Annotated in this window: 15 protein-coding genes and 1 pseudogene; 7 read left to right on the forward strand and 9 right to left on the reverse strand. The window is 72.8% G+C overall.

Going from position 1 to position 16,066, the window contains the following annotated elements:
* Positions 1-126 precede the first annotated feature (126 nt).
* Positions 127-1,473 carry an MFS transporter gene (locus ACNYS0_RS01430; RefSeq protein ID WP_422482410.1) on the forward strand — a complete coding sequence of 449 codons (1,347 nt, stop codon included), beginning with the start codon at positions 127-129 and terminating at the stop codon, positions 1,471-1,473.
* Positions 1,474-1,517: 44 nt separating this feature from the next.
* Positions 1,518-2,693, forward strand: coding sequence for an aminotransferase class V-fold PLP-dependent enzyme (locus ACNYS0_RS01435; RefSeq protein WP_422470762.1), 1,176 nt, complete (start codon positions 1,518-1,520; stop codon positions 2,691-2,693).
* Here ACNYS0_RS01435 and ACNYS0_RS01440 read toward each other — a convergent pair.
* On the reverse strand, positions 2,653-3,984 hold the full coding sequence (locus ACNYS0_RS01440; protein WP_422470763.1) for a carboxypeptidase regulatory-like domain-containing protein: 1,332 nt from the start codon (positions 3,982-3,984) through the stop codon (positions 2,653-2,655). The two genes, ACNYS0_RS01435 and ACNYS0_RS01440, sit on opposite strands and share 41 nt — an antisense overlap.
* Before the next feature lie 53 nt (positions 3,985-4,037).
* Here ACNYS0_RS01440 and ACNYS0_RS01445 point away from each other — a divergent pair, with 53 nt between their 5' ends.
* Positions 4,038-4,592 (forward strand): TetR/AcrR family transcriptional regulator, encoded by a 555-nt coding sequence (locus ACNYS0_RS01445; RefSeq protein ID WP_422470764.1) that lies wholly within the window; start codon positions 4,038-4,040, stop codon positions 4,590-4,592.
* A gap of 180 nt (positions 4,593-4,772) precedes the next feature.
* Here the strand turns inward: ACNYS0_RS01445 and ACNYS0_RS01450 are convergent, their stop codons facing one another.
* Together ACNYS0_RS01450 and ACNYS0_RS01455 are read right to left on the reverse strand one after the other, a co-directional pair.
* A complete protein-coding gene (locus ACNYS0_RS01450) occupies positions 4,773-5,036 on the reverse strand; it encodes an ANTAR domain-containing protein (protein WP_422470765.1) in 264 nt (87 codons plus the stop codon).
* Positions 5,037-5,279: 243 nt separating this feature from the next.
* A complete protein-coding gene (locus tag ACNYS0_RS01455) occupies positions 5,280-6,737 on the reverse strand; it encodes an MFS transporter (protein WP_422470766.1) in 1,458 nt (485 codons plus the stop codon).
* A 192-nt stretch (positions 6,738-6,929) separates the two neighbouring features.
* On the opposite strand from ACNYS0_RS01455, the gene ACNYS0_RS01460 reads away from it, so the two are divergent.
* The 3 genes from ACNYS0_RS01460 to ACNYS0_RS01470 all read left to right on the forward strand — a co-directional run bounded on the left by ACNYS0_RS01460 (position 6,930) and on the right by ACNYS0_RS01470 (position 9,408).
* Complete coding sequence (locus tag ACNYS0_RS01460; protein WP_422470767.1) at positions 6,930-7,382, forward strand: MarR family winged helix-turn-helix transcriptional regulator; 453 nt, start codon at positions 6,930-6,932, stop codon at positions 7,380-7,382.
* A 78-nt stretch (positions 7,383-7,460) separates the two neighbouring features.
* A complete protein-coding gene (locus tag ACNYS0_RS01465; protein ID WP_422470768.1) occupies positions 7,461-8,363 on the forward strand; it encodes an LLM class F420-dependent oxidoreductase in 903 nt (300 codons plus the stop codon).
* 49 nt (positions 8,364-8,412) lie between these two features.
* Positions 8,413-9,408 (forward strand): hypothetical protein, encoded by a 996-nt coding sequence (locus ACNYS0_RS01470; RefSeq protein WP_422470769.1) that lies wholly within the window; start codon positions 8,413-8,415, stop codon positions 9,406-9,408.
* Positions 9,409-9,430: 22 nt separating this feature from the next.
* On the opposite strand, the pseudogene mftF reads toward ACNYS0_RS01470, so the two are convergent.
* The 6 genes and pseudogenes from mftF to mftA all read right to left on the reverse strand — a co-directional run.
* Positions 9,431-10,786 (reverse strand): annotated as a pseudogene (mftF, locus tag ACNYS0_RS01475) (mycofactocin biosynthesis glycosyltransferase MftF); the annotation flags it as partial.
* Complete coding sequence (gene mftE / locus ACNYS0_RS01480) at positions 10,783-11,514, reverse strand: mycofactocin biosynthesis peptidyl-dipeptidase MftE (RefSeq protein WP_422470770.1); 732 nt, start codon at positions 11,512-11,514, stop codon at positions 10,783-10,785. The pseudogene mftF and the gene mftE, both read right to left, overlap by 4 nt.
* A complete protein-coding gene (mftD, locus tag ACNYS0_RS01485; protein WP_422470771.1) occupies positions 11,507-12,691 on the reverse strand; it encodes a pre-mycofactocin synthase MftD in 1,185 nt (394 codons plus the stop codon). Before mftD ends, mftE begins: the two co-directional genes overlap by 8 nt.
* A gap of 34 nt (positions 12,692-12,725) precedes the next feature.
* Positions 12,726-13,937, reverse strand: coding sequence for a mycofactocin radical SAM maturase (gene mftC, locus ACNYS0_RS01490; RefSeq protein WP_422470772.1), 1,212 nt, complete (start codon positions 13,935-13,937; stop codon positions 12,726-12,728).
* Positions 13,934-14,260, reverse strand: a complete 327-nt coding sequence (gene mftB, locus ACNYS0_RS01495; RefSeq protein ID WP_422470773.1) for a mycofactocin biosynthesis chaperone MftB — start codon at positions 14,258-14,260, stop codon at positions 13,934-13,936. The genes mftC and mftB overlap by 4 nt, the downstream gene beginning before the upstream one ends.
* Positions 14,245-14,373, reverse strand: coding sequence for a mycofactocin precursor MftA (mftA, locus tag ACNYS0_RS01500; RefSeq protein ID WP_422470774.1), 129 nt, complete (start codon positions 14,371-14,373; stop codon positions 14,245-14,247). The genes mftB and mftA overlap by 16 nt, the downstream gene beginning before the upstream one ends.
* A gap of 142 nt (positions 14,374-14,515) precedes the next feature.
* Here mftA and ACNYS0_RS01505 point away from each other — a divergent pair, with 142 nt between their 5' ends.
* Positions 14,516-16,060, forward strand: a complete 1,545-nt coding sequence (locus ACNYS0_RS01505) for a GMC family oxidoreductase (RefSeq protein ID WP_422470775.1) — start codon at positions 14,516-14,518, stop codon at positions 16,058-16,060.
* Positions 16,061-16,066 lie beyond the last annotated feature (6 nt).

Below are 16,066 nucleotides of genomic sequence, written 5' to 3' on the forward strand. Positions count from 1 at the left end.
CCCAGCCTAGAGCCCTGATCATGGGGCTCATGTGCGAACGGCCCACCCCGGGGTTTCATACTCGTCATGTGCGCAGGTGCGCACATGACGAGTATTCTGGCGACGCAGCCTTCGGGAGGGGTCCGCATGCTCACGGTTCTGCGCCACCGCACGTACCGCCGTCTGTTCGGCGCCCAGGTCGTCGCTCTGGTGGGCACCGGCCTCGCCACCGTCGCGCTCGGGCTCCTGGCGTACGACATCGCGGGGGCGGACGCGGGGGCCGTGCTCGGCACCGCGCTCGCGATCAAGATGACGGCGTATGTGCTGGTCGCCCCGCTGGTGGGGGCGTTCGCCGAGCGGTTGCCGCGGCGGGCGGTGCTGGTGGGCTCCGATCTGCTGCGGGCGGCCGTCGCCCTGACGCTGCCGTTCGTGGACCAGGTGTGGCAGGTCTACGTCCTGGTGTTCGTGCTCCAGTCCGCCTCCGCCGTGTTCACGCCCACCTTCCAGGCCCTGATCCCGGACGTGCTGCCGGACGAACGCGACTACACGCGCGCGTTGTCGCTCGCCCGGCTCGCGTACGACATGGAGAGCCTGTTCAGTCCGGCGCTCGCCGCGGCGCTGCTGTCCGTGCTCTCGTACCACCGCCTGTTCACGGGGACGGTCGTGGGCTTCCTCGTCTCGGCCGTGCTCGTGCTCTCGACGACGCTTCCCGGGCGCCCGCCCGCTGCCCCGCGCGCGGGTGGCGTGTTCGCCAAGGCGACGGCCGGCACCCGGCTCTTCGTCTCGCTCCCCCCACTGCGAGGCCTGCTGGCGCTGAATCTGGCCGTGGCGGCGGCGAGCGCGCTGGTGACCGTCAACTCCGTCGTCTACGTAAGGGACTTCCTGGGCCTGTCCTCGGGTGCGGTGCCGTTGGCGCTCGGTGCGTACGGGGCCGGGTCGATGGCGGTGGCGCTCGTGGTGCCGCGGCTGCTGGAGCGGGTGGGCGAGCGGGCGGTGATGGTGCGCGGGGCGCTGGCGCTGGGTGGTGTGTTCGCGGTCGTCGGGGCGATCACGGCGGCGCAGAGCGGGAGTTGGCGGGTGCCCGCGCTGCTCGCCGCGTGGGCCGGGTTCGGCGGCGCGTGCTCGATGGTGCTCACACCGACCGGGCGGCTGGTTCGGCGGGCCGCACCGGCACGGGAACGTACGGCCGCGTTCGCCGCGCAGTTCTCCCTGTCGCACGCGTGCTGGCTGCTGACGTACCCGCTGGCCGGGTGGCTGGGTGCGCGGGCCGGCCTCGGCGCGGCCGTGGCCGGGCTCGGCGTGGTGGCGGTGGGCGCGGGGGTCGCGGCGGCGCGCTTGTGGCCGGCGGGCGCGGACGAGTCGCTACCCGAGGTGGAGCACGAGCACCTGGGGCTCACCGCGGACCATCCGCATGTGCGCGACGCCGTGCGGGTCGCGGGCGGTTGGCGGCACAGCCATCGGCGGTTCGGCGACGCGCTGCACGCGACCCGCTGAGCCGGTCGCCGGGCACGCGCCGCCGACCGGGCACCATGCACCCCATGGGACTTCACGAACAGCAGGGGCCGCACGAGCGGTACGGGCTGACGCGGCTGATCAACGCCCGAGGGCCTTTCACCCCGGCCGGTGTCTCGCGCAGCGACGAGCGGGTCGGGCGCGCGGTCGCGGAGGCGCTGTCCGGCTTCTTCGTCATGGAGGAGTTGTACGAGCTCGCCGACCGCACCCTCGCACGCGCCACGGGGGCGGAGGCCGGAACGGTCGTGCACTGCACGTCCTCGGCGATCACCCTGTCGGTCGCGGCCGCGATGACGGGTGAGTCGGCGGAGCGGATCGCCGCGCTGCCGGACACCGGCGGCCTGCCCGCGCGCGTCGTGCTCCCGGCGGGCCATGCGGTCGACTACGGGCACCCGCTCGTCCAGGACATCCGGCTCGCGGGCGCCACGCCCGTCCTGTCGGGATCCGATTCCGCCTGCACCCGTCAGGAGCTGGAGAAGGACCTCGCGCACCCCGGCACCGCCTGCCTCGTGCTGGTGTCGTCGCGGCTCACGCGCGGGGCGCGCGTCCCGCTCGCCGAGGCGGTCGCGGCGGCACACCGTCGCGGGGTGCCCGCGATCGTCGACGGGGCGGCGCAGGACTTCCGGGTTCGCGAACTTCTGGACACCGGCGCCGACCTCGTCCTCGTCAGCGGCCAGAAGTACCTGGGCGGCCCGACGGCGGGCCTGGTGCTCGGCCGCGCCGACGCCGTCCGGGCGGTACGCGCGCAGGGCAAGGGGATCGGCCGGGCGATGAAGGCGAGCAAGGAGTCGATCGTGGGCACGCTCGCCGCGCTGGAGGCACGGCAGGAGCTGGACGTGTCCGCGTGGGCGCGGCGCCAGGAGGAGAAGGCCGCAGGTTTCTCCGCCCGCGCCGCCGCGCTCCCCGGCCTCACCGCGCACCCCGTCCCCGATCCGACCGGACTGCCGTTCCCCCGCGTGGCACTGCGCGTCGACGCGGCACGGGCCGGGCTCGACGCGCCGGCCCTCGCGGACGCGCTCAGGTCCGGGGACCCGCAGATCTGGCTCTACACGGACCGCCAGGACGACGGCGAGCTGGCCCTGGAACTCGTACCGCTGTCGGACGAGGAGGTCGACGCGATCCTGAGCCGGACGGCCGAGGTGCTCGGCGCGGGCTCCGGCGTCATCCGCCGACCAGCACGCCCTCGCGGGCCCGCAGCGTGAAGTCCGCGGCGGCCGGGGCTCCTTGGCGTACGAGGATGCGCTGCGCCCCGGGGTGTCTGCCGGGGGCCGAGGCGACCAGGCTGAGGTGGTCCTCGGGCAGGCCGGCCACCGCGTAGCGGCCCTGGCCGTCGGTGAACGTGGAGACCAGCTGGCGTCCGCGGCCGTCGAGGACGACGACGGCGGCGCCCCGCAGCGGTTCGTGGGCGGCGTCGGTGACCGTGCCGGTCAGGGTGGGGACCGGTTCGCCGAAGTGGTGGCGCTGGGCGGGCAGCGCGGTGGGCACGGGCGTCTCGGCGGCGGGGTCGTCGACGGGGGCCGACTCGCCCTCGGCCGCCCGGCGATGGCGTGCGCGGTCGAGCCCGAGCAGGGCCACGCCCGCCACGATCCAGCCGCACAGGACGAGCAGCGGCTTGAGCACCCCGGCGCCGTCGAAGTACAGCACGCCGCGCAGCGCGTCGACGGCGTTGGCGAGCGGCATCACGGCGTGCACGTCCTGGAAGAACTCCGGGAGCAGCGGTGCGGGCACCGCTCCCCCGCTGGTCGGGATCGACATCACGATGAACAGCGTCATGCCGACCGCGGGCAGGAACTGCCGGGTGAACGGCGCGAGCCCGGAGGCGACGGTGGCGACCGCCGTGGAGAGCAGGAAGGCGACGGCCAGGACCGCCGGGTGGGCGTCGAAGTAGCCGAGGCCGACCCCGGCCCCGTATCCGACGAGGCTGAACACGGCGGCGACGGCCGCGATGGCGAGGAGTTTGCGGCGCCGGTCGAGGGTGACGGCGCGCAGCAGGGTCGTCGCGAGGATGTACGCGGGGATGTTCCAGGCGATGGCGAAGTACAGCACCGTCGAGCCGAGCAGGTCCTTCGGCGCGGTCGCCGCGACGTCGCGGACGGTGGGGGCGCCGCCCGTGAGCCCACCGAACGCGTCGGTGAGGGTCTGTTCCAGGGAGGCGCCGTTGCCCTTGGCGACGTAGAGGACGGGGCGGTCGCCGGTGACGTATCCGGCGTAGGCGTCCCGGTCGAGGACCGCCCGGCGGGCCTGGCGGGCGGTGTCCACGGGTGTCACGTCGAAGCCGCCGGGGTGTCGCGCGCGCAGCTCGTCCTCGACCCGGTGCACCGAGCCCGCGACGACCACGTGCACGTGGTGCGGCTTCGGGGCGTGCAGGGCCGGGGCGAAGAAGCAGAGGATGCCGAGGAAAAGGACGGCGGGGAACCATGCGGCCTCGGCGAAGGCCTTGAGTGCGGCGCCGCGCGGCCGCCCGTTGTCGTACCGGTCGGAACAGGAATCCATGATGAATGGACGATACATGTACCGTCCGGTACGTTCAAAGGGTGCCCCGAACCGTGAACACCGAGAAGCGTGCCGAGCTGCTCGGCCAGGTGGTCGAGTACGTGCAGCGCCACGGCCTCGCGCACCTGTCGCTCACCCCGCTCGCCGAGGAGATCGGCACGACGAAGCGGATGCTGCTGTACTACTTCGGCAGCCGCGAGACGCTCATCGCGCGGGCTCTCGCCGCGAGCAGGCCGGACGCGCACGCGCTGTTCGACCCGGTCGAGGACGTGGCGGCGCTGCGCCGCTCCGCCCATGCGCTGTGGCGGGCGATCACGGTGGGCGAGCAGGCCGGACCGATCCGGATGCTGCTCCAGCTGCTGAGCCTCGCGGCAACCGATCCCGGGCAGTACGGTGAGCTGGCCCGCGAGACCGTGGCGTTCATGGTCGACCCGATCGCCGACGCCTATGTCCGCCTCGGCCACCCGGAGCCCGCGGCGCGCGAGCGCGCGACGCTGCTCGTGTCCGGGCTGCGCGGCCTGTGCCAGGACCGGCTGGTGACGGGCGACGCGGTCCGCACCGACGCGGCGGCCCGCCGGCTCATCGAGGCGGCACTTGCGCACGCGTGACGGACGCGGTGACCGGGCGGGCCAGCATCCGTGAAGATTCCGGGCGAATGTGCGTTAGTGAGCGGGCTCGCGTGTTACTCCGAGGGTGGAGCGGCCAATGCTGGTCGTGGCGGGTTCGGCAGTGAGCCCGCACCCGCTTCTCGGCGGGAGCCGTCACGGTTCGGGCCGGGGAGCGGGCCCTCAGCGCGGCTCGGTCGCCACCGGGCTCGCGGTCGTCCGGCGCTGGGCGAGTTGGCGCTCCAGCTCGGCGCGGATCACCGGATCGAGTTCGCGGGTGCGCGGCCAGGAGATCAGCTGCCCGGCGACCAGACGGAGCCGGGTGTTGGTGCGCATGGAGACCTCGCGCAGCACGTCCCAGGCCTCGGCCGGCGTGACACCGCCCACCGCGATCACGACGCCGATGGCCTGGTCGACCACGGCGTGCGAGGTCACGGCCTTTTTCAACTGCTCGATCTTCGCCTCGAGTTCGGCGGACCGTTCTGCCCTCTCGCAGGCAGCGTCCGCTGCGCATCGGCGAGCCGGGAGCATCACGGTGCACCTCCAAGTGCCGTACCTGGCAAGGGAACCCGAATGACCTCTTACCACTCTTGCCCGGCACCTCGCACCACAACCGCCCTCTCGCGTATGCGCCGGGCAGATGCCCGGGGTGGCCCTGAGGACGGGCCACCCCTCCCCCACGGACCACCCTCAGGCGCGCGCCGCGGCCTGACCCTCCCCGGCAGGCCGCGCCTCGACGGCCGGGCCCGTGCCCGCCCTGCGCAGCGCCGGAATGAGCGTCGCGACGGCGGCGGAGAGCAGGGCCACACCACAGCCGATCATGAGCCCGGTGCGGAATCCGCCCTCGGAGGCGAGCGTGAAGCCGCCCATGGAGACGGTCATCTGCGCGAGGACCACACCGATCACGGCGGAGCCGATGGTCGTACCGAGCGAGCGCATCAGGGTGTTGAAGCCGTTGGCCGCGGCCGTCTCGGAGATCGGCACCGAGCCCATGATGAGCGCGGGCATGGAGCCGTAGGCGAGGGCGACACCGCTGTTGATGATGATTCCGGCGAGCATGATGCCCCAGGCCGTCCCCATGAGCGGCAGCGCGGCACCGTACCCGAGGGCGATCACGAGGGCGCCGCTGATGAGGGCGAACTTCGGGCCGCGGGCGTTGATGAGCTTTCCGCCGAGCGGCGAGATCAGCATCATCATGACGCCGCCGGGCGCCAGCCACAGGCCGGCCGCCAGCATCGACTGGCCGAGGCCGTATCCGGTGGCCTCGGGGAACTGGAGGACCTGGGGCGCGATCAGCATGAACGCGTACATGCCGACGCCGATGAGGATCGAGGCGGCGTTGGTGAACAGCACGCGCGGGCGGGCGGTCGTGCGCAGGTCGACCAGTGGGTCGCGGGTGCGCAGCTCGTAGCGGCCCCATACGAGCAGCGCCACGACGGCGACGCCGAACAGGCCCAGCGTGGTGGCCGACGACCAGCCCCAGTCGGCGCCCTTGGAGATCGCGAGCAGCAGCGAGACGAGACCGATGGCAAGGCCGATCGCGCCGGGGGCGTCGAAGCGCTGCCCCTTGGCGGCGGCCGGGGCGTCCGGCACGATCAGGAAGATCATGGCGCCGATGACCACGGCGAGCACGGCGGCGCCCCAGAACAGCACACGCCAGTTCGCGTACTGGGCGACCGCGGCGGCGATCGGCAGGCCTATCGCGCCGCCGATGCCCATGGACGCGCTGACCAGGGCGATGGAACCGCTGAGCTTCTCGGCGGGCACCACGTCGCGCAGCAGGGCGATGCCGAGCGGCACCATGCCCATGCCCATCCCCTGAAGTCCGCGCCCGACGATCATCGGCACGACGGACGACGAGAGGGCGCACACCACCGAGCCGATGACCAGCGGCACGGCGCAGGCGAGCATCATGCGGCGCTTGCCGACCAGATCGCCGAGGCGCCCGGAGACGGGTACGCACACGCCCGAGACGAGCAGCGTGACCGTGATCACCCAGGCCGCGTTCGAGGCGGACGTGTCCAGGATCCGGGGCAGTTCGGCGATCAGCGGGGTCACCAGCGTCTGCATGATCGCGGCGACGGTACCTGCGAGCGCGAGGGTGGCGACGACGACGCCCGACCTGCCGCTCGACTGGGGCGCATCCATGAGGGACTCCTCAATCTCTTCAAACACTTCAGCTTGTGCAACGATGTGCATCGTACACATGATGTGCATCGCACACATTCCATGCGTGGCACACATATGTAACGGTGCGGCGCTCGAGCGGGGCAGGAGCCCGGACGGGGCGCATCGACTGCGAGGCGCTGCGATACGGTCGACCTGGGAGGACGCACGTACATGGACAAGCCATCGCACCTGGTCGAGTTCGAACACATGGTGCTCGGCCGGCATCAGCTCGGCAGCGAGAAGCGGCGCCGCGAGGCAGCTCGCATGGAACGCAGCGCATACATCCTGCTGAGCCGGATCAGGGTTCAGGGGCCGATGTCGATCGGGCAGCTCAGCGAGGCGCTGCTGCTCGACGCGTCCACGCTCAACCGGCAGACGGCGAGCGCGATGCGAGCCGGCCTCCTGGAGCGGATCCCCGATCCGGACGGGGGCATGGCCCGCAAGTTCCGGCTCACCGAAGAGGGCGAGCGGGGCCTCGACCACGAGCGCGCGACCCACGTCCAGGAGCTGGACAAGGTCTTCGAGGACTGGTCGGCCGACGACGTGGAGACCTTCGCCCACTACCTCCAGCGCTTCAACACCAGCATCGAACGGATCAGCGGCCAGCCCTGGCCCCGCTCCTGAACGACAGAACTGCCGAACCACAGAAGGAGAGCCGCCGAAGCTCTTCCCTTTTGCGGCGCCCCTGGGTAGATGCGTGACATGCGATTCCTGTTTCACTACCCGGAGGCGCACGGACCGGACGCCGACATGCTCGACGCGGGGCCGCTGACCGAAGTGGCGCGCGCGGCCGAGCGGTTCGGGTTCTCCGGGCTCTCCTTCAGCGAACACCCGGCGCCCGGCGCGCGATGGCTGAACCACGGCGGGCACCAGACGCTCGACCCCTTCGTGGCGCTCTCCCACGCGGCAGCGGTCACCGGCCGACTGCGCCTCCTCACCTATCTGGCCGTCGCCCCGTACCGCAATCCGCTGCTCCTCGCCAAGCAGGCGGCGACGCTCGACCGGCTCTCCGGCGGACGACTGATCCTCGGCCTCGGCGCCGGATACCTGAAGGGCGAATTCCACTCCCTGGGCGTCGACTTCGAGGAGCGCAACGCACTCTTCGACGAGGTGCTCGACGTGCTGCCGCTGCACTGGAGCGGCGAGCCGTTCAGCTACGAGGGCCGGCACTTCAACGTCCGCGACGCGCAGGCCCTGCCACGCCCGACACAGCGGCCCGTCCCCCTGTGGATCGGCGGCAACTCGCGGCTGACCCGGCGCCGGGTCGCGGAGCGGGCGCACGGCTGGATGCCGATGTCCGGCGGCTCCGAACTGAGCACCACCGCACGTACCCCGACGCTGGGTCCGCTGCCCGAACTGGCGGGCGCGATCGCGGAGGTGCGCGACGCCACGACCGCGGCCGGGCGCGATGCCGACGTCGACGTGCTCCACTCCTACCGCGACGAAGCCCTCGCGGAACCGGCCCGGGACGCGGACCGCCACCGGGAGGCGTTCGCCGCGCTTGAGAAGGCTGGGGTGACCTGGACGGCCGTGTCGTGTCCGAACCGGTCGGCTGCGGCGACCCTCGAGTTCCTGGAGGCGTTCGGGACGACGTACGCGGCTTGACCGCCCCGCGCCGGGAACCTCACGTGTCCCACCGGGCGTCCTGAACCCCATGGAACACGACGTCAGGCCCTACCGGGGCACGCTGTACCGCTTCACCCTCCGGGTGTCGTCGGCGACCGCCGTGCTGGGGTTCGCCGTCCTCGCGGGCGCGTTCGCCGCCGCGTGGGACGGCTTCGAGAACGTGCGGGAGTACGCGGACCGCAACATGGCCAACGAGGACTCCTATGTGGCGTACGCGGACGGGGGCCTGGATCCGTTGCGGGCCGTCGGGGCCGTGGCGGCGCCGGTGTTCCTCCTGTTGGGGCTGGTCGTCGTGTCCGTGCTCCACAGCGCGTACGCGGTCGGCGGTTCGCACGCCCGGCGCGGCGGCGGGCCGCTGTCCGTCGGCGAGTTGTGGCGGCGCACCCGGCCACGTCTGTTCGCCGCCGTCGTCACCAATTTCCTGACCGGCGCCTTCGTGGCGGTGGTGGTGTTCGCGGGCCTGGTCCTGTTCACCCTGGTCGACACGGAGGAGGTGCCCGGCGTCGAACCCACGCCTCTGGGCGAGACCGCGTCCTGGCCGTACACGCTGGTGGGTTGGGTGCTGCCGATCGTCATCTGGTCGCTCGGCCCGCTGCTCTGGTTCCGGCTGTCCGGGGCCACCGCAGAGACGGTCCTTGAGCGCCGCAACCCGTTCGTGGCCGTGTGGCGCTCCTGGGTGCTGACCCGGCGCGCCCGCCTGCGCACGTTCGGCCTGGGCCTGGTGTCCTGCACGGCGGCCGTGTCGGCCTACGTGGTGGTCGTGTACGCGGCCGGTCCCCTGAACCACTACGCCGGGCTCGGCATGCTGTGGCTCAACGACGACAACGTGTGGATGACCGGCGTATTCATGATCATCTTCCCTACGGCGGTGGCGCTGCTCCTGCTGCCGCCGCTGGTCATGCCGCTGGTGTGCGGCGGGGTCGCGCGGCTGCACGGGGACCTGCGCGCTCGCGAGGACGCGGGGGCCGGGGACGGGCGGGCCACGCGATCCGAGGGCGCAACGCAGCGGTGGAGCGGCCCTTGAGCGCCGAGAGCCACACCCCGGAGCCGTACGCGAGGTCGTCGAGACGGCGGGCGACGGCGTAGCGGACGGGGTCGAGACGAGTGGGGTCCGGGCCGCGCCCAAGGGTCTCCAGGGCGACGTCCGCGACCGCCGCGACGGCCGTGGCCCGGCGCAGCCGGCGCGAGGCCAGGCAGCCCACCGCTGTCAGCGGCCACCAGTGGCGGGTGAGCAGCGCCGCGCCCTGGGTGAGCGACGCGAGCGAGCCGAGGGCCGTGAGGCGGGCCGCCTGCGGCAGCGGATGCGCGATGCCCTTCAGCTTCCGGGCGTTGCTCACGGTGGCCACGGCGGCGAGTCCGCCCGCCGCGGGCAGCGACCAGCGGCGCTGCGCGAGCAGGGCGACGAGCAGTGCCGCGCTCCACGGGGCGAGGATCGCGGGGGCGATGTTGTCGGGGTGGCGGCGCGCCAGGGGGTGGGCGCCGGTGCCGTAGGCGGCCTTGCGGCGGAACCAGTCCACGAGTTCGACGCGGTGCTCGTGGGCGGCGTGCACCGCGGGTTCGTAGCGGACGCGGCCGCCGTCCGCGGTCAGCCGCCAGCACAGGTCGACGTCCTCCCCCACGCGCATCGCGGCGTCGAAGCCGTCCGCCTTGAGGAGCGCGTCGGTGCGGGCGAGCACGCAGGCGCTGGGGACCCAGGACACGGGGGTGCCGGTGCGCACGGCGGCCGGCCGGCTGCCCAGGTCGAGCGAGGAGCGGACGCTTTCGTAGCGGCCCAGCCAGCGCTCGGCGCCGGGCCCCGGCAGGGCGGTGATGCGGGGCACTGCCATCACGACGGCCGGGTCGGCGAAGTGGCGCAGCAGGACGCCGACCGTGTCGGGCGCGAGGACGATGTCGGAGTCGACGAACGCCACGTACGGCGTGGTGACTTCGCGCAGGCCCGCGTTGCGGGCGCCGGCCGGGCCGAGGTTGGCGGGGAGCGGGAGCACGCGCGCGTGGTGGCGTGCCGCCACGGCGGCGACGGGGTCCGGTTCGTGCGAGGCGTCGTCGACGACGAGCACCGGGGCGTCGGTCGTGGTGGCCCGGATGCTCGCGAGCGCACGGTGCAGCTGGTCGGGGCGGTCGCGGACGGGGATGACGTACGTGACCGTGCCGCTGAGGGAGTTCGGGTCGTTCCGTGGCAGCTCGGTGACCAGCGGGTGGGCGAGGCCGGTGGCGAGCAGCCGGTCGGCGAGGACCGCTCCCGCCCGGTCGCGTACGTACAGGGTGCGCCCGGTCAGGAGTGCGCGGGCTCGTGGTGTCAGCCGCAGCAGCCGTGTCGGGGTTCCGCCGAGCAGGGCGCGGCCGCCGTCGAGGACGCGGGTGCGCCGGTCGAGCGCGACGACGAAACCCTGCGGGAGGGTCATGCGGCTCCTCGCGGTGCGGCGGCCAGGAGCCTGCCCCGTGGGTCGGCGCGGCCGGTGGTGACGAGGCGTGCGGCGCTCGACACCATCGCCTCGACCAGCTCACGCCCTTCCTCGGCGGTGGCGCCGGTCGGGTCGCCGAGCACGCCGTTCGGGGAGACACCGCGTACACCGTGGGCGATGAGGCGCGGCAGCAGTTCGGGCAGGGGGCGGGTGTCGCCGGGGGCCGCGTGCGGGAGTCGTACGTCGTCCGGGGCGAGGTGCAGCATGATCGAGGTCTCGGTGCGGCCGGCGTGGGCGTCGCCGCCGGGTGGGGCGCAGCCGAGCCAGGCGACGTCGTGACCTTCGTGGCGGAGTTGAGCGCAGGCCGCGTCGAGAGTGGTGATGTTCCCGCCGTGGCCGTTGACGAGGAGGACGCGGCCCGCCCACAGGGACAGGGACCGGATCGTCTCGACCAGGACCGCGTGCAGTGCCTCGTGGCCGATGGAGAGAGTGCCGGGGAATCCGGCGTGCTCACCGCTGGCACCGTAGGTGAGGGTGGGCGCCAAGACGACCTTTCCGTACGGGAGTTGATGTCCCAGGTCCCGTGCCACGGCTTTGGCGATCACGCTGTCCGTGTTCAACGGCAGGTGCGGGCCGTGCTGTTCGGTGGCGCCGACGGGGACGAGGACCACGGCGCCCTCCGGCACCGTGGTCCAGGTCGCGCGCGCCAGCACCACCGGTTCAGGCACGCGGGACCCCGACGGCCCGGGTGAAGCCGTCCGGGATCACCAGGTCGTCCGGGCACAGTTCGTCCACGGAGGCGTGCCCGAGGCCGAGGACGGCGGAGTCGAGGCCGCCGCGCAGGATGTCCAGGACGTTCTCCACGCCCGCCTGTCCGTTCGCGGCCAGGCCCCACAAGTAGGCGCGGCCGATGAGGACCGCGCGGGCGCCGAGCGCGAGGGCCTTGGCGACATCGCCGCCACGCCGCACGCCACCGTCGAGCAGGACCTCGATGTCGGCGCCGACCGCCTCCGCGATGGACGGCAGGAGGCGGATGGTGGCGGGGGTGGTGTCGAGGTTGTTGCCGCCGTGATTGGAGACCGAGATGGCGGAGACCCCGGCGTCGACGGCCCGCTTGGCGTCGTCGACCCTGCTGACCCCCTTGAGTAGGAACGGGCCGCCCCACTCCTTGCGCAGCCACTCCACGTCGTCCCAGGTGGGAGGCGGGGTCTGCATCCACTCGCCGTAGGCACCGAAGAAGGTCGGGGCCTGGCCGCCGGGTGCCTGGAGGTTGGGCGTGGTCAGGTCGGGGACGCGGCGGGCCCGGGCGAACGCGAGGAGCCAGCGCGGGTGCGGCAGCACGTCGGGAGCGAACTTCACGGCCGTACGCAGGTCGAGGCGTTCCGGGATCGACGGGCTGCCCCAGTCGCGGCCGTTGGAGAACGACCAGTCCAGGGTGGCGATGAGCGCCTTGGCCCCGGCGGCCCTGGCGCGCTCCATGCGCTGCACCATCGAGTCGCGGCTGCCCATCCAGTACATCTGGTAGAAGGTGTTCGGATTGGCGTCCGCCACCTCCTCCACGGACCTGCTCGCGAACGAACTCAGGCCCATGATGACGCCCCGGTTGGCGGCGGCGCGGGCCACGGCCACCTCGCCCTCCGGGTGCACGGCCTGCACGCCGGTGGGCGAGATCAGCACCGGGAACGCGGACTCGACTCCGAGGACGGTGGTCGTCAGGTTCCGTTCCGCGTGGTGACCCACCACCCGTGGCGCGAAGCCGAGTTCGGCGAACGCGCCGATGTTGTCGTCGATGGTCCGGCCGCGTTCGGAGCCGGCGACCAGGGCGCCGTAGACGCTGCTGGGGAGGTGCTTCTTGGCGCGCCGCTGGGCCTCGGCGACCGTTTCGAACCATGGGTTTCTTGCCATGGGGCGGCTGTCTCCTCGTCGGGTGATCGCGTCGTCAGGTGGCGGGTCCCAGCCCAGCCACGGGGTTCTCGTCGCAGTCCGACACGGGCGGGCGCCGCATGAGCGGCACGACGACGGGGCCGGTGCGGTGGGAGTGGTCGCCGGACGGCTTCGGGATGGTGGCACCCTGCCGCTCGCGCTCCGCGAGGAGCTGCTCCCCGTACCCCTGGACGCACTCCGGGTCGGGGCCGTCGAGCGGCAGGCCGGTGAAGAACTTCGCGGCCATGCAGCCGCCCTTGCAGGTGTCGTAGAAGGTGCAGGAGGCGCAGGCGCCGCCGTGCTGCGGCTCGCGCAGCCGCTGGAACAGCTCCGACTCCCGCCACACACCCGCGAAGCCACCCGTGTCGCGCACACTCCCCGCGAGGAACTCGTCGTGGATGGCGAACGGGCAGGCGTACACATCACCGACCGGGTCGATGAGGCACACGACGCGGCCCGCCCCGCACAGGTTCAGGCCCGACAGCGGCTCCCCGTAGGCGGACAGATGGAAGAAGGAGTCACCGGTCAGCACTTCTCCGTCGTGCGCCACCAGCCAGTCGTAGAGCTGCCGTTGCTGGGCGGGCAGCGGGTGCAGCTCGTCCCATACGTCGGCGCCGCGGCCGGAGGGACGCAGCCGAGTGAGGCGGAGTTGGGCGCCGTACCGGTCGGCGAGGGCCTTGAAGTCGTCCATCTGCGGGATGTTGTGCCGGGTGCAGACGACGGACAGCTTGAAGTTCTTCATACCCGCGTCGGCAAGGTTCGCCATCGCCGTGAGCGCCATGTCGTACGAACCCGCCCCGCGCACCGCGTCGTTGACGTCGGCGGTGGCGCCGTCGAGGGAGATCTGCACGTCGACGTAGTCGTTGGCGGCGAGGCGCCGGGCGACAGCAGGGGTGATGCGCACGCCGTTGGTGGAGAATTTGACGCCGACGTGGTGGGCGGTGGCGTAGTCGAGCAGTTCGAAGAAGTCGGGGCGGACGGTCGGCTCGCCGCCGCCGATGTTGACGTAGAAGACCTGCATGGCCTCCAGCTCGTCGATGACCGCCTTGGCCTCGGCGGTGGTGAGCTCGCGCGGGTCGCGGCGGCCCGAGCTGGACAGGCAGTGGGAGCAGGACAGGTTGCAGGCGTAGGTGAGTTCCCACGTGAGACAGATCGGCGCGTCGAGGCCGTATTCGAAGAGGTCCACCAGGCGTTCACCGGGCTTGGCCGCCACGGGAGTCGAGGTCACGGTGTCGGGCTCCTTTCGACCAGCATCGACGAGCGGGCCAGGACGGCGAGGGCGCGCGCGTACCGCGCCGTGTCCGCATCGCCGACGCCGGAGCTCGCGCAGGCGGCGCGCGCGGTGGGGGACGTCGACAGCGCCTGGACGACGGCGAGCAGTCCCCGGTCCTTGAGGAAGGACAGTTTGCGCGTGCCGAAGTGGTACAGCAGCGCGCCGAAGGGTTCGGGCCTGACCGACACCTGGGGGTGCAGGTCCCAGGCGCGGTCCAGGTCGAACGCGGAGGCGTCGAGTCCTGAGGCGGGGGCGGGCACGATCAGTACACGCCGCACATGCCGTCGATCGAGACCTCTTCGACCAGGTCGTCGGCCTCGATGAGGGATTCGTCCGTGGGCTCGGCGACCGCATCGGGGGAACGGGGGGCCTCTTGGAGCTGCTCGTTCATGCGTAACTCCCTGTTACCTGTGGATGGTTGAGGGTGTGCGCGAACCGAATCGAGAGTATTGGCATGCGATGCCAAAAGAAAGGGCGCGGCCGCCGCCGGAGGCCTTGCGCGCTGCCGTCGCGGCGGGATTGGATCCGGTCCCATGGTCCCGATCGCGTCAGCCCGCCCCGATGTGCTGGTCGTCGGTGCCGGTGGCGCGGGGGCCGTACTGGCGGCGCGGTTGAGCGAGGACGGCGACCGGAGTGTGCTGCTGGTGGAGGCCGGTGCGGTGCCGCCCGCCTTCGAACCGGAGCTGCTGGACGCGCGCCTCGTACCGGGGGCCGGGCCGGGGCATCCGGCGACCTCCGGTCATGCCGTTCGGCTGACACCTGACCGGCCGTGGTCGGTGCCGCGTGGCCGGGTCCTCGGCGGGTCCACCACGGTCAACGGCGGGTATTTCGTGCGGGCGCGGCGCCGGGACTTCGACCGGTGGGCCGGGGCGGGGAGTCCCGCGTGGGCGTACGAGCGGGTGCTGCCGTTGCTGCGCGCCATGGAGGACGACCTCGACTTCGGTCAGGGCGAGGCGCACGGGCTCGGTGGTCCGATGCGTGTCACCCGCGAACCCCTGACCCACCCGGCCGCGGCGGCCTTCCGCGAGGCCGCCCGGAAGCTGGGCTTCGCCGCCGAGCCCGACATGAACGACCAGGGCCCGCCCGGCTTCGGGCCCGTGCCCTCGAACTCCGTCGACCGCGTGCGGCGCAACACCGGTCTCGCGTACTTGTCGGCCCCGGTTCGGGAACGGCCCAACCTCACCGTGCTCGGTGACTGTTCCGTACGGCGGGTGGTGGTCGAACGCGGGCGGGCCACGGGGGTCGTGGTCGAGCGCGACGGGGTACGGGAGACGCTCCACGCCGGGTGCGTGGTGCTGAGTGCCGGGGCGCTGGTCACGCCCCACCTGCTGCTGCTCTCCGGGATCGGGCCACGCACCGATCTGGAGCGCGCCGGGATCACCGTCGTCCGCGACGCGCCTGCCGTCGGCGCCCGCCTCTCCGACCACCCGCAACTGGTCCTGGAATGGCTGCCGCGCGAGGACTTCGAGCCGCCCACGACGAGCTGGCTCGGCGGCTGCCTGCACCTCAACTCCCGCCCCGAGGCGGTCGCTTGTCCGGGCGACATCGAGATCCTCCAGTCACTGGTGCCGATGGCCGGGCTCGTCGCCGGGGCCGTACGCGTGCCGGGCGCGCCGCTCTCCTTCCTCGCCTCGGTCCAGACCCCGCGCCCCACCGGCCGGCTCCGGCTGCTCTCCGCCGATCCCACGGTCTCCCCCGCCATCGACTACGACTATCTGCGCGACGGCGAGGTCCTGCGCCGCCTGCGCGTGGCCGTGCGCACCACGGCCGGCCTCTTGGACACCGCGCCGTTCACCGAGCTCTCCGAGGGCGGCCTGCTCGCTCCCGGGCGGGATGTCCTCGGCGACGACCGCGCACTCGACGCATGGATCCGCGAACACCTCGGCACGGCGCAACACACCTGCGGCACCGTCCCGATGGGCCCGGCGGTGGACCAGTACGGGCGGGTGCACGGGGTGCGCGGGCTGCGGGTGGCGGACACCTCGATGCTGCCGGACACACCGCATCGCGGACCGGCCGCGACCGCCGTGCTGATCGGTGAGCTGGTGGCCGACGCGATGCGGCGCGAGCTGCCGTGAGGCCCT

The organism is Streptomyces anthophorae, assembly GCF_049310305.1.
GTDB lineage: Bacteria > Actinomycetota > Actinomycetes > Streptomycetales > Streptomycetaceae > Streptomyces.

Excerpts from the sequence above, each read along its gene's own strand:
- mftD (WP_422470771.1), bottom strand. The coding sequence starts at position 12,691 with ATGGCAAGAAACCCATGGTTCGAAACGGTCGCCGAGGCCCAGCGGCGC.
- ACNYS0_RS01440 (WP_422470763.1), bottom strand. The coding sequence starts at position 3,984 with ATGGATTCCTGTTCCGACCGGTACGACAACGGGCGGCCGCGCGGCGCC.
- ACNYS0_RS01455 (WP_422470766.1), bottom strand. The coding sequence starts at position 6,737 with ATGGATGCGCCCCAGTCGAGCGGCAGGTCGGGCGTCGTCGTCGCCACC.
- ACNYS0_RS01435 (WP_422470762.1), top strand. The coding sequence starts at position 1,518 with ATGGGACTTCACGAACAGCAGGGGCCGCACGAGCGGTACGGGCTGACG.
- ACNYS0_RS01505 (WP_422470775.1), top strand. The coding sequence starts at position 14,516 with ATGGTCCCGATCGCGTCAGCCCGCCCCGATGTGCTGGTCGTCGGTGCC.
- mftA (WP_422470774.1), bottom strand. The coding sequence starts at position 14,373 with ATGAACGAGCAGCTCCAAGAGGCCCCCCGTTCCCCCGATGCGGTCGCC.
- ACNYS0_RS01470 (WP_422470769.1), top strand. The coding sequence starts at position 8,413 with ATGGAACACGACGTCAGGCCCTACCGGGGCACGCTGTACCGCTTCACC.
- ACNYS0_RS01460 (WP_422470767.1), top strand. The coding sequence starts at position 6,930 with ATGGACAAGCCATCGCACCTGGTCGAGTTCGAACACATGGTGCTCGGC.
- ACNYS0_RS01465 (WP_422470768.1), top strand. The coding sequence starts at position 7,461 with ATGCGATTCCTGTTTCACTACCCGGAGGCGCACGGACCGGACGCCGAC.
- ACNYS0_RS01430 (WP_422482410.1), top strand. The coding sequence starts at position 127 with ATGCTCACGGTTCTGCGCCACCGCACGTACCGCCGTCTGTTCGGCGCC.